Consider the following 12,830-nt stretch of genomic DNA (forward strand, 5'->3'; position numbering starts at 1 on the left):
TTTCGCGTGTTACGCAGGAGAGGGCGCGCAGCACCACCCGCGCCGAGAGAAACACCCGTACGTACGGCAGACCGAAGTGCTGGAGGCACCCACCATGACCACCTTCGTGGACCGCGTCGAACTCCACGTCGCCGCGGGTAGCGGAGGCCACGGCTGTGCCTCCGTCCACCGTGAGAAGTTCAAGCCGCTCGGCGGACCCGACGGCGGCAACGGCGGCCGCGGCGGCGACGTGATCCTCACCGTCGACCAGTCCGTGACCACCCTCCTCGAGTACCACCACTCCCCGCACCGCAAGGCCACCAACGGCAAGCCGGGCGAGGGCGGCAACCGCAGCGGCAAGGACGGCCAGGACCTGGTCCTGCCCGTGCCGGACGGCACCGTCGTCCTGGACAAGGCGGGCAACGTCCTCGCCGACCTCGTCGGCCACGGCACCTCCTTCGTCGCCGCCCAGGGCGGCCGCGGCGGCCTCGGCAACGCGGCCCTGGCCAGCGCCCGCCGCAAGGCGCCCGGCTTCGCCCTGCTCGGCGAGCCCGGTGACCTGCGGGACATCGTGCTGGAGCTGAAGACCGTCGCCGACGTGGCCCTCGTCGGCTACCCGAGCGCCGGCAAGTCGTCGCTGATCTCCGTGCTGTCCGCCGCGAAGCCGAAGATCGCCGACTACCCGTTCACCACCCTGGTGCCCAACCTCGGCGTGGTCACCGCCGGCTCGACCGTGTACACGATCGCCGACGTCCCCGGCCTCATCCCCGGCGCCAGCCAGGGCAAGGGCCTGGGCCTGGAGTTCCTGCGGCACGTCGAGCGGTGCAGCGTCCTGGTGCACGTGCTGGACACGGCCACCCTGGAGTCCGACCGCGACCCCGTCTCCGACCTCGACATCATCGAGGAGGAGCTGCGCCAGTACGGCGGCCTGGACAACCGTCCGCGCATGGTCGTCCTCAACAAGATCGACGTACCGGACGGCAAGGACCTGGCCGAGATGGTCCGGCCCGACCTGGAGGCCCGTGGCTACCGCGTCTTCGAGGTGTCGGCCGTCGCCCACACCGGACTGCGGGAGCTGTCCTTCGCGCTCGCCGAGCTGGTCGCCCGCGCCCGGGCCGCCAAGCCCCGCGAGGAGGCCACCCGCATCGTCATCCGGCCCCAGGCCGTGGACGACGCCGGCTTCACCGTCACCCGCGAGGACGTCGACGGCGAGCCGCTGTTCCGCGTGCGCGGCGAGAAGCCCGAACGCTGGGTGCGCCAGACCGACTTCAACAACGACGAGGCCGTGGGCTACCTCGCCGACCGCCTCAACCGCCTCGGTGTCGAGGAGGAGTTGATGAAGGCGGGCGCCCGCTCCGGCGACGGCGTGGCCATCGGCCCCGAGGAGAACGCCGTGGTGTTCGACTGGGAGCCGTCCGTCGTGTCCGGCGCCGAGATGCTCGGCCGGCGCGGCGAGGACCACCGCTTCGAGGCCCCGCGCCCGGCGGCCCAGCGCCGCCGGGACCGCCAGGCCGAACACGACGAGGCGGGCCGCGAGTTCGACGGCTTCGAGCCCTTCTAGACACCCGGCCCGCCCCGGCCCGAAAGGCCCGTTGCCCGAGCAACGGGTCTTTCGTGCTGGCGGCGAGGAATTCCATGGGAATCGCTGCCGCCGTCCTCCCCGCAATTGCATTTCCGTTTCATGCGTCACAGCGGGTGAGGCACAGGGAGAAGGCGTGGCGACCCGTGCGGCGATCTTCACTACCAGGCGTGCGTGGCCGCTGCCCGGGCAGGCGAGGGGTGCGGCCTGCGGGCGTGCCGCCGACCCGATCGGCGTTAAGCTCGTGACACTCGGCTGTGAAAAACAAGGTGAATGACAGGTGGCGCCCGCATAACCAGGGAGGGGCGCTCGCCTTGCATCGCGGTAACCGCAAGTGGGAACCTTTCCCCGTTCCCTCGCCCCAAGGTAGGTCACCCTGTGTCCCAGCACATAGCCAAGCCCCGTACGACCGCAGTGATCCTGGCCGGCGGTACCGGTCAGCGCGTGGGTCTGCAGATCCCCAAGCAGCTGCTGAAGATCGCCGGCAAGGCAGTCATCGAGCACACCCTGACCACCTTCGAGCACGCCGACTCCATCGACGACGTCATCGTGCTGATGGCGCCCGGCTACGTCCCGGACGTGGAGAAGATCGTCGCCAAGGCCGGGTTCCGCAAGGTCTCCCGGATCATCGAGGGCGGCGCCACGCGCAACGAGACCACCGAGCGCGCCATCTCCGTGCTGGGCGAGGGGCTGGCCGAGGGCGAGGACGCCAACGTCCTGTTCCACGACGCCGTACGCCCCCTGCTGTCGCGCCGCGTCATCGACGACTGCGTCGCCGCGCTGGAGCGCTACCAGGCCGTCGACGTCGCCATCCCCTCCGCGGACACCATCATCGTCACGCGCACCCACGGCGAGGACGGGGAGTTCATCACCGACATCCCGGACCGCTCCCGGCTGCGCCGCGGCCAGACCCCGCAGGCCTTCAAGCTCTCCACCATCCGCCGGGCCTACGAGGTCGCGGCCGGCGACCCCAACTTCCAGGCCACGGACGACTGCACGGTCGTCCTGCGCTACCTGCCGGACGTGCCGATCCACGTCGTCGCGGGCGACGAGTACAACATGAAGGTCACCCAGCCCGTCGACGTCTTCATCGCCGACAAGCTCTTCCAGCTGGCCTCCACCGCCGCGCCCGAGCAGAACGGCGAGGAGGACTACCGCGCCCTGCTCACCGGCCGCACCCTCGTCGTCTTCGGCGGCTCCTACGGCATCGGCAAGGACATCGCCGAACTCGCCCGCGGCTACGGCGCCACGGTGTACGCGCTCGGCCGCTCCACCACCGGCACCCACGTGGAGAACCCGGAGGAGGTCGACGACGCCCTGTCCAAGGCGTACGCCGAGACCGGGCGCATCGACTACGTCGTCAACACCGCGGGCGTGCTGCGCATCGGCAAGCTGGCCGAGACCGACAACGCGACCATCGAGGAAGCGCTGAAGGTCAACTACCTGGCCCCGGTGCAGATCGCCCGTTCGGCCTACAAGTACCTGGCCGAGACCAAGGGCCAGCTGCTGCTGTACACCTCCAGCAGCTACACCCGCGGCCGGGCCGAGTACAGCCTGTACTCCTCCACCAAGGCCGCCATGGTGAACCTCACCCAGGCCCTGTCCGACGAGTGGGCCGGCGACGGCGTCCGGGTGAACTGCATCAACCCCGAGCGCACCGCCACCCCCATGCGGACCAAGGCGTTCGGCCAGGAGCCCGCGGGCTCCCTGCTGTCCTCCGAGGCCGTGGCCCGCACCTCCCTGGACGTGCTGCTCTCCGAGCTCACCGGGCACGTCATCGACGTCCGCCAGCAGGACCCGACGGCCAGTGCGGGCCAGGCGTCCGGGTTCGAGCAGGCGCTGGCCGGTGTGCTGGACCGGCACGACGGCATGGCATAATCGGCCGCAAATAGCCATACGAATTTCAGGCCTCTGTGGCTCCCCGTTAACCGGAGCCCGCAGGGGCCTGAATCCGTAGAACTCGCCCGAACTCTCTCAGCCGACGCACAGGGTCCCTTCCGATTCGGCCCGAATTGCCCCGGTCGGCGGGAATCGAAGGACCGAAGAACCGAACACCGCACCCGACCCGGCTGACCGGCCTCCCCCTCCCAGAGCAGGTTCCCCCGTGATAACCAAAGCCATCCGCGTCGCCCGTGTGGGCAGCGCTGCTGAGCTGGCCGCGGCGGCCCTCATGATGCTGGGCTACCCCTGCCTCATGCTGACCGCGCTCCTCCCGAGCGTCCCCGCCTTCGCGGCCGTGGCCGCCGTGACGTACCTCGCGGACCTCTACCTCCACCGCAGGCACAGCTACCTGATCGAGCTGCTGACCAAGGTGCGCGCGGGTCTGTCGATCAGATTCCTCGTCCGTGAGCTGCTGCTGGTGCTGCTCCTGGCCCGCCTGGACCTCTCCGAGGCGTCGGCCTTCTACGCGGCCATCGCCTGCTTCACGGTCTTCTTCGGTCTCCAGGCCCCGCACGGCGCCCTGGTGACGCTGATCGGCAAGCGCCGCTCGATGCCCGTCCAGACCCGCAACGTCGACCTGGTCTCGCGCGTCCGCATCCCCGACGCCCCGCCGCGGCTGCTGCTGCGCGACGCCGGCGAGAAGATGCTGCACCTGGACCTGCCGGCCGTGGTGGGCCTGCTCGTGTGGGCCCAGGGCGGCCCCGCCGCCGCGGCCTACGCCGGTGTCGTCGTCACGCTGGGCCTGGGCCTGCTGTACGTCCTCGCGCTGGTGCCGTACCTGCGCGCCAAGCGCATCCCGCCGCGGGCCGACAAGGTGCTGTCCGCCGTCAGCGCCTGGCTGCGCGAGTACCGCCCCGAGACGGTGCTGTACTTCTCCGGCTCCGCCGACTCGGCGTACCAGGTCAACATGTGGCTGGAGACCATGGAGCAGCTGGACTCGCGTCCGCTGGTCCTGCTGCGCGAGCACGTCATCCTGGAGAAGCTCGCCCCCACCACGGTCCCCGTCATCAGCGTGCCCGGGGGAGTGCACCTGATGAACCTGGACCTGTCGACCGTGCGGGTGGCCCTCTACGCGGCGAACGTCGGCAAGAACATCCACCTGCTGCGCGTGCCCACCATGAAGCACGTCTTCATCGGCCACGGCGACAGCGACAAACTCGCCAGCGTCAACCCGTTCAGCAAGGTCTACGACGAGGTGTGGACCGCCGGCCGGGCCGGCCGCGACCGCTACGCCATCGCCGACGTCGGCATCCGCGACGAGGACATCGTCGAGGTGGGCCGCCCGCAGCTCGCGCCCATCCAGCCGCGCCGCGAGGCCCCCGCGGGCCGCGTCCCCACGGTGCTCTACGCCCCGACCTGGGAGGGCTGGGACGACAACCCCGGCAACACCTCGCTGATCCTGGCCGGCGAGAACATCGTCAAGCGGCTGGTCGCCGCCGACCCGCCGGTCCGCGTGCTGTACAAGCCGCACCCCTTCACCGGCACCCGCAGCGCCCGCGCCGGCGCCGCGCACCGCCGGATCGAGGCCCTGGTCAAGAAGGCCGCCGCCGAGCGCGCCATGGACCCCCGCTTCACCCCCGACACCGCCGCCCAGGCCGCGGCCAAGGCGGAGCTGGCCCGCGTCGAGCAGCGCCTGGCCGAGCTGGCCCGCACGTTCGAGGGCGGCGGCGACGAGGCGGAGACCGCCCGTGACGGGCTCGTCGACTACCGCAGGCACGAGGAGGTCGCCCGGCTGCGCGCCGAGTGGAACGACGCCTACTGGCGTTCCTTCCCGGAGTGGGAGCACCGCGTGATCACCGGTGCCGAGCCGCGCCTGTACGACTGCTTCAACGTCTCCGAGGCGATGGTCTCCGACATCTCCAGCGTGGTCTCCGACTACATCGCCAGCGGCAAGCCGTACGCGGTGACCGACTCGGCGGGCCTCGGCCCGGAGGAGTTCAAGCGGCAGAACACCGCGGTGCGGGCCGCCGTGATCCTCGACAACGGCGCCACGGGCCTGGACGCCCTGCTGGCCGCCGTGCGCGACCCGGCCGCCGATCCGCTGGCCGGGGGCCGCAAGGAGCTCAAGGAGTACCTGCTCGGACCGGACGAGCCGACGTCCGTCGAGCGGTTCAACGCCGCGGTCGCCGACCTCGCCCTCAAGGCGGAGGCGCGCAACGCCGGCCAGACGGCGCGGATCGCCACGACGGCCGACGACCCGGGGCTGACCAGCACCAAGGGGGTCCCGGCCGGCTGAGTCCCGGCCGGCCGGCCGACGCGCCGGTCACGGCGTGACCCGTTCGGACCCACCGCAGGGCCCGGCCCTCCCAGGCCGGGCCCTGCGGCGTGTCCGGGCGGGCGCGCCGCCGTGCCGCCGCCCGATTTGGCGGGCACTTGGCCTGCTCTTCGCGTGCTCTTGGCGTGCTCCGGGTCACAGTGAGTGAGTGAACGCGCCGTCACGATTTCCCGTCTATCAGGTAGCCATAGAAGTGTGAGGCGCACGTACCGGAACACGTACGACGCACAGGACGAGCAGGACGAGGGGGACACGTGACCGTCGCTCAGCCGGACGTCACCGTGGTGATCGGGGCGTACGAGGCGATGCCGTACCTCGTCGAGTGCCTGGCGTCGGTCGAGGCGCAGACGCTCGCCCCCGAGCGCATCGAGGTCATCGCGGTCGACGACGGCTCCACCGACGGCACGGGTGCGTACCTGGAGGAGTTCGCCGCCCGCGCCCCCATGCCGGTCACCGTCGTCCGCCAGGCCAACTCCGGCGGCCCCAGCGGCCCGCGCAACGTCGGCCTGTCCAAGGCCGCCGGGCGCTACGTGTTCTTCCTGGACGCCGACGACCGGCTCGGGCCCGAGGCCCTGGAGCGCATGGTCGCGATGGCCGACCGCAACGGCACGGACGTCGTACTGGGCCGGGTCGAGGGCATCAACCGCAAGCCGCCCACCTCGATGTGGGGCAAGACCCTCGACCGCACGGACGTCTACTCGTCCAACATCAAGTTCACGCTCAGCGCGCAGAAGCTGTTCCGCCGGGCGATGCTCGAGCGGTACGCGATGCGGTTCGACGAGTCGCTGTGGACCGGCGAGGACGCGGTGTTCACCATGGAGGCGTACCTGCGCGCCGACGGCGTCTCGGTGGTCGCCGACCACACCTGCTACTACCTGGTCGGCCGCAGCGACGGCAAGCACGTCACCAAGACCGGCGGCTACCTCAAGCGCTTCGATTCCGCGCGCGCCCTCATGGGCCTGATCGAGCGGCTGGTCCCGCCCGGCGCCAAGCGGGACGTGCTCATGGTCCGGCCCTTCCTGGTGACCCTGCTGCCGCAGTTCGGCCCGGTGTTCCTGCGGGACACCGAGGAGGTGCGCCGGCGCAAGCTGGAGCTGGCCGCGCCGATGCTGGCCGCCCACTGGAACGAGGGCGTGGCCCACCGCCTCAAGGTCGAGCAGCGCCTGCGGCTGCACCTGGTCGCCGCGGGGCGGCCCGACCTCCTCGACGAGGTCCTCCGGTTCCTCCAGGCCAAGAAGGAGCCGGAGCCGGTGCTGGAGAAGCGCGGCACCCGGCTCTACCTGGCCTACCCGCACTTCCGCTCCCGGGCGGCGGGCGTCCCGGACCGGATCTACCTCGCCGAGCCGCGCGAGGCCAAGGGCCACCCCGGCTGGCGCCAGGGCCCGACGACGTCGTTCACCCGCCGCGCGGCCCGCAAGCTGCGCCGCCTGCTGTCGCCGCGGCGTGCGACGCCGCGCGGGGCCGCGACGACCTGAGGGCGCGCGGCAGCCGGCGCTGCCGAGGTGCTGCTCTTGACTCTCGGCTACCGGCTACCGGCTCACTGGCCTGAGCCCAGCGCGCGGCGGAGGCGGCCGCCCATCGCGCGGCGGGCGCGGCGGTAGACCGACGGCACCGGCCTGGCGGCGTGCACCAGGGCCTTCGCGCCCGCCCGGTTCTTCGCCAGCTCCCGCTTGAGCTGCGCGTTGTGCGTGTCGAGTTCGGTGATGCGCTGCTGGAGCCAGCCGAAGCGGGTGCTCAGCGAGGCGAGGTCGGTGTCGTTCCAGGGCTGGACGCCGGGCGGGAAGGACAGCGACCGCATTTTCTTCTCGAACGCCTCGCCGCCGTCGCCGTGGCTGAAGGTGTTCGGCAGGCCGTTCTTGTCCAGGAACGCCACGAACCGGTCGAAGCGCTCCCGGTGGTTGCCGGTCAGCGGGCCGAAGTCGGCCTTCTCGTACAGCTCGGCCGGGTCGGTGTCGGGCGGCGTCTGGTCGAGCCGCTGGTGCGGGATCTCGAAGTAGCGGCACAGCTCCAGCGTGCGCGAGTCGAAGGCCAGCACCGTCGCCGGCGTGCCCGCGAGCAGCGCGGCGATGTTGCCGTGGATGCGCGAGCCGAAGGAGTAGTCGAAGCCGCGCAGGTCCTCGATCCAGGTCGCCGGGTCCATGTAGACGCGGGCCTTGCCCTCCCGGTACATCGGGTGGTCGGGGTGGGTCGGCATCTCGGTGATGCGCCCGGCCGCGGAGTCCACGTCCCGCCAGTGCAGCTGCCGGGCGTCCTGGATGTTCTGGCCGATGTAGCGCAGGTGCGGGTAGCGCGCGTGGGCGCGGTCGACGATGCGGTGCAGGCCGCCGCCGCGCATGGCGGTGTGCGAGCCGTTGACCGCGATCCGCGACTCGGCGGTCAGCGCCGGCGCCTTCTTCTCGACCGGCAGCTTGTCGCCGTGCAGGAACATCGAGGGGCAGCCGATGACCTCGACGTCCTTGAAGCCCAGGCCGGTGAGGTACTGCTCGGTGAACTCACCGCGCACCCCGATCGACGCGCTGCGCTCCAGCACCGCCGCGCAGAACGCGCGCACGGTGGGCTCCATGGCCTTCAGCCGGGCGGGATCGTAGGTCACGCCCGCCTGGGCGCCCACCCCCAGGATCACCACCGGGATCTTGAGCTTGGATATCAGCCGGGTCAGCCGCTGCAGCGAGGGCTCGAAGGACGGCCGGAACGCGTTGGCCAGCGGGATGACGAAGGCGTCGTACTCCTCGCTGATCCGCCCGGCCGCGGACACGTCGGTCCGCATGCCGTTGGAGACGACCTCGGTCTCCGGCGTGGTGAGGATCTTGTGCGCGGCATCGCTGAAGATCAGGTTGCCGGAGTTGGTGCCGATGACGTCACGGTGGATGGCTTCCTCGACGGGTACGACGTCGAAGGGGCTCTTCCCGGATCTCAGGAGCAGACGCTTCACAGGGCGAACAGTAGGAGACACAAACTTCAAAAGTAGTTTGTGTTTCCTTTAATTACCATCGGAAACCCGTACAACCTTTTTGCCGTACGCGAATCGTGAGCAAATGGTCACGCAGGGGCAGCGGCCCGGCACTGTCCGCTGCGTGGACCGGGGCGCGACGCCACGACCCCTTCGCGTAGATTTCCTGACAGGCGGACCACGCCGGGCGCGCCACGCGCCGGGCGGTCCGGCGGCCGGACGAGGGGACAGTGGGCACGGTGGCAGGGGCACGGCAGGCCGTACATGAGGCGCGCAGGATCGTGGTCAAGGTCGGCTCCTCCTCGCTGACCACCGCCTCCGGCGGCCTCGACGCCGACCGGGTCGACGCCCTCGTGGACGTCCTCGCCAAGGTCCGCAGCGGCGGCGAGAAGGAGATCGTCCTGGTCTCCTCGGGCGCCATCGCCGCCGGCCTCGCCCCGCTCGGCCTGCGCCGCCGCCCCAAGGACCTCGCCCGCCAGCAGGCCGCCGCCAGCGTCGGCCAGGGCCTGCTCGTCGCCCGCTACACCGCCTCCTTCGCCCGCTACGGCGTCCGCGTCGGCCAGGTCCTGCTCACCAGCGACGACATGAGCCGCCGCGCCCACCACCGCAACGCCTCGCGCACCCTGGACAAGCTGCTCGCGATGGGCGCCTTCCCGATCGTCAACGAGAACGACACCGTCGCCACCGACGAGATCCGCTTCGGCGACAACGACCGCCTCGCCGCCCTCGTCGCCCACCTCGTCCACGCCGACCTGCTCGTCCTGCTCTCCGACGTGGACGGCGTCTACGACGGCGACCCCAGCAGGCCGGGCACCTCCCGGATCGCCGAGGTGCGCGGCCCCGGCGACCTCGCGCACGTCGAGATCGGCAGCGCGGGCAAGGCCGGCGTCGGCACCGGCGGCATGGTCACCAAGGTCGAGGCCGCCGGGATCGCCGCGGCGGCCGGCGTCCCCGTGGTGCTCACCAGCGCCGTCCACGCCGCCGAGGCGCTGGCCGGCGGGGACACCGGCACCTACTTCCACCCCACCGGCAAGCGGTCCGCCGACCGGCTGCTCTGGCTCCAGCACGCCTCTACCCCGCAGGGCTCGCTCACCCTCGACGACGGCGCGGTCCGCGCGGTCGTCGAGCGCCGCAAGTCGCTGCTGCCCGCGGGCATCGCCGCCGTCGACGGCGACTTCAGCGCCGGTGACCCGGTCGAGCTGCGCGACGGCACCGGACGCCCCGTCGCCCGGGGGCTCGTCAACTTCGACGCCAAGGAGATCCCCCAGCTCATCGGGCGCTCGACCCACGAGCTGGCCCGTGAGCTGGGCCCCGCCTACGAGCGGGAGGTCGTCCACCGCGACGACCTGGTCGTCCTGCGCTGACCGGCCCCGCCCCAGGGAGCGCGGCGAGCCCGCTGAGTCCCGGTCGAACGGGTCCTCCCGGCGAGTCGAACGGCCCGTACCGGTGGGGGACGTTCCGTGAAACCGCCCCACGGAGCCCTGCGGCCTGCTCCACTTTGTCTGGAGGGCGTGTCGCGGGGACGCGCCCCGCACGAGCGCTGCGCATGCGTGAAGGAGGCCGTCGTGAGACGAGTGCGCCCTGGGGTGCCGGCGGCCCGTGGCGGCACGAACGACTCCCCGTCGCGGCCGGCGCGGGAGGAGCGCACGTTGACCAGCGTGGCCGCGGGCGACCGGTACGAGGAGCCGAAGGACCTGCCCCGGCTCTGGCACGTCACCCTCAGCGTCTCCGGCGAGGAGGTCCCGCTGGTGGACCTGCGCCGCTCCCTGGAACAGCTCGCCCACGACCACCCCTTCCTCCTGACCAGCCGCTACGCCGGCGACCACGCCGAGATCCGCTACTGGGAGGAGGCCCGCGACCTGCACGACGCCGCCGCCGTCGCGTTGCGGCTGTGGGGCGAGCACCGCCAGTCGGCCGGGCTCCCGCCCTGGGAGATCGTCGGCCTGGAGGTCATCGACCGCGAGACCTACCACCAGCGCATCGCCGAGGGCTACGGTCCACCCCCCGCGACACCCGTGGGCGTGCATCCCTTTTGAGTGACCTCGTGCGGGACGCGGGGGAGTTGTCTCGGGACGTGGAACGCGCCGTGAACGCGTCCGCGCGGCGCACTACCCTTCCCTCATGACCACGCTCTCGCCGTACGACTCGATGTCCCCGGTCACCCGGGCCGCCTACCGGGCCAAGGCCGCCGCGGCCGACCTCGCGCCGCTGCCGCGTGCCGTCAAGGACGACGCCCTCCTCGCCATCGCGGACGCGCTGGAGGTCCGCACGAGCGAGATCGTCGAGGCCAACGCCCAGGACGTCGCCAAGGCCCGCGAGGCCGGGACCAGCGAGGCGATCGTCGACCGGCTCACCTTGACTCCCGAGCGGGTCCGCGCCATCGCCTCCGACGTGCGCGACGTGGTCTCCCTGCCCGACCCGGTCGGCGAGGTCGTCCGCGGCTCAACCCTGCCCAACGGCATCGACCTGCGCCAGGTCCGCGTCCCGCTCGGCGTCGTCGGCATCATCTACGAGGCCCGTCCGAACGTCACCGTGGACGCCGCCGCCCTCTGCCTGAAGTCCGGCAACGCCGTCCTGCTGCGCGGCTCCGCCTCCGCCTACGAGTCGAACACCGCCCTCGTCCGCGTGATCCGCGACGCCGTCGGCGGCGCCGGACTGCCCGCCGACGCCGTCCAGCTCGTGCCGGGCGAGAGCCGCGACAGCGTGCGCGAGCTGATGCGCGCCCGGGGCCTGGTCGACGTGCTGATCCCGCGCGGCGGCGCCTCCCTGATCCGGACCGTCGTGAACGAGTCCACCGTGCCCGTCATCGAGACCGGCACCGGCAACTGCCACGTCTACGTCGACGCCCAGGCCGACCTCGACATGGCCGTCGACATCCTGATCAACTCCAAGGCCCACCGCGTCAGCGTCTGCAACGCCGCCGAGACCCTCCTGGTCCACCAGGACATCGCGGCCGAGTTCCTGCCGCGCGCCCTGGACGCCCTCGCCGACGCCGGGGTCACCGTCCACGCCGACGAGCGGGTCATGGCCCACGCCAAGGGCTCCCGGGCCACCGTCGTGGAGGCCACCCCGGAGGACTGGGAGACCGAGTACCTCTCCCACGACATCGCCGCCGCCGTCGTGGACTCCCTCGACCGGGCCGTCGAGCACATCCGGCTGTGGACCTCCGGCCACACCGAGGCCATCGTCACCACCTCCCAGCAGGCCGCCCGCCGCTTCACCCAGCTGGTCGACTCCACCACCGTCGCCGTGAACGCCTCCACCCGCTTCACCGACGGCGGCCAGTTCGGCTTCGGTGCCGAGATCGGCATCTCCACCCAGAAGCTGCACGCCCGCGGCCCCATGGGCCTGCCCGAGCTGACCAGCACCAAGTACATCGTCACCGGCGACGGCCACGTCCGCCGCTGACCGAGGGGTATGGGCGGCGGCCCGTGAGAGGCGTCTCACCAGACGGATGAATGTCCGGACCGCCTGCCCAAAGCGACCCCCCAGGTCTACTCTGGACCCGTGCCGGAGGACGTGGGGGGCACGCCGTTCCCGGACGGCTGGGAGCCCGACGACGACCACGACCGCGGGGTGTCGGACGAAGAGTTCGCCTCCGTGGTCTTCGACGAGGACTTCGTACGGGCGGCCCCGGTCCACGAGCCGACCGCCGTCGAGCGCCTCCTTGCCGCCGCCCAGGCCAGAGCCGAGGCCGCCGAGGCCGAGACCCGCCGCGCCCGCAGCCGCGCCGAGCGCTACGACGACGCCTTCGGCTCCGACGCAGCCGCTGGATCCGCCGGTTTCGGCCACGACCGGGACGTCGACGACCTGGACGACGCCGACCTGCTCGACCACTCGTACGGCGCCTCCGGCCCGTACGGCAGACAGGTGGCCCGCTGGCACCGTCCCGTCGCCTGGATGCTCGCCCTGGTGATGGGCGTCGGGATGGTCGCACTGGCCTTCGCCGCCGTCTACCGAGGGGCCTCCTCGGGGGACCGCGACCAGGCCCCGCCGCCCGCCACGACCGGCCTGGAACAGGGCAGCCGCGTCACCCCCTCGGCCGGCGCCGAGGTGTCCCGGCCGCCCGTCTCGGCGGTCCCGCGCACCCCCTGAACCCGGCCGCG

9 protein-coding genes are annotated in these 12,830 nt (G+C 72.0%); 8 read left to right on the forward strand and 1 reads right to left on the reverse strand.

Going from position 1 to position 12,830, the window contains the following annotated elements:
- Positions 1-94 precede the first annotated feature (94 nt).
- The 4 genes from obgE to AQJ30_RS32775 all read left to right on the forward strand — a co-directional run bounded on the left by obgE (position 95) and on the right by AQJ30_RS32775 (position 7,249).
- On the forward strand, positions 95-1,540 hold the full coding sequence (gene obgE, locus AQJ30_RS32760; protein WP_067241161.1) for a GTPase ObgE: 1,446 nt from the start codon (positions 95-97) through the stop codon (positions 1,538-1,540).
- 396 nt (positions 1,541-1,936) lie between these two features.
- Complete coding sequence (locus tag AQJ30_RS32765) at positions 1,937-3,436, forward strand: bifunctional cytidylyltransferase/SDR family oxidoreductase (protein WP_067241163.1); 1,500 nt, start codon at positions 1,937-1,939, stop codon at positions 3,434-3,436.
- 256 nt (positions 3,437-3,692) lie between these two features.
- Positions 3,693-5,735 (forward strand): hypothetical protein, encoded by a 2,043-nt coding sequence (locus tag AQJ30_RS32770; RefSeq protein WP_067241165.1) that lies wholly within the window; start codon positions 3,693-3,695, stop codon positions 5,733-5,735.
- A gap of 293 nt (positions 5,736-6,028) precedes the next feature.
- Positions 6,029-7,249 carry a glycosyltransferase family 2 protein gene (locus AQJ30_RS32775; protein WP_067241166.1) on the forward strand — a complete coding sequence of 407 codons (1,221 nt, stop codon included), beginning with the start codon at positions 6,029-6,031 and terminating at the stop codon, positions 7,247-7,249.
- Positions 7,250-7,311: 62 nt separating this feature from the next.
- Here AQJ30_RS32775 and AQJ30_RS32780 read toward each other — a convergent pair whose 3' ends face one another.
- Positions 7,312-8,706 carry a polysaccharide pyruvyl transferase family protein gene (locus tag AQJ30_RS32780; protein ID WP_067241168.1) on the reverse strand — a complete coding sequence of 465 codons (1,395 nt, stop codon included), beginning with the start codon at positions 8,704-8,706 and terminating at the stop codon, positions 7,312-7,314.
- A 257-nt stretch (positions 8,707-8,963) separates the two neighbouring features.
- Between AQJ30_RS32780 and proB the strand changes: the two genes are divergently transcribed.
- The 4 genes from proB to AQJ30_RS32800 all read left to right on the forward strand — a co-directional run bounded on the left by proB (position 8,964) and on the right by AQJ30_RS32800 (position 12,819).
- The gene (gene proB / locus AQJ30_RS32785) at positions 8,964-10,088 is read left to right on the forward strand and encodes a glutamate 5-kinase (RefSeq protein ID WP_067241337.1); all 1,125 of its coding nucleotides are present in this window, start codon (positions 8,964-8,966) and stop codon (positions 10,086-10,088) included.
- A 210-nt stretch (positions 10,089-10,298) separates the two neighbouring features.
- Positions 10,299-10,760 (forward strand): hypothetical protein, encoded by a 462-nt coding sequence (locus tag AQJ30_RS32790; protein ID WP_067241169.1) that lies wholly within the window; start codon positions 10,299-10,301, stop codon positions 10,758-10,760.
- An 85-nt stretch (positions 10,761-10,845) separates the two neighbouring features.
- On the forward strand, positions 10,846-12,132 hold the full coding sequence (locus AQJ30_RS32795) for a glutamate-5-semialdehyde dehydrogenase (RefSeq protein WP_067241171.1): 1,287 nt from the start codon (positions 10,846-10,848) through the stop codon (positions 12,130-12,132).
- A gap of 99 nt (positions 12,133-12,231) precedes the next feature.
- Entirely contained in the window at positions 12,232-12,819 is a 588-nt protein-coding gene (locus AQJ30_RS32800; protein ID WP_067241173.1) for an SCO2584 family spore wall biosynthesis protein, read from the forward strand.
- The last annotated feature ends 11 nt before the right edge of the window (positions 12,820-12,830 follow it).

The sequence above is a fragment of the Streptomyces longwoodensis genome, assembly GCF_001514125.1.
GTDB classification, from domain to species: Bacteria; Actinomycetota; Actinomycetes; order Streptomycetales; family Streptomycetaceae; genus Streptomyces; species Streptomyces longwoodensis.

Excerpts from the sequence above, each read along its gene's own strand:
- obgE (WP_067241161.1), top strand. The coding sequence starts at position 95 with ATGACCACCTTCGTGGACCGCGTCGAACTCCACGTCGCCGCGGGTAGC.
- AQJ30_RS32795 (WP_067241171.1), top strand. The coding sequence starts at position 10,846 with ATGACCACGCTCTCGCCGTACGACTCGATGTCCCCGGTCACCCGGGCC.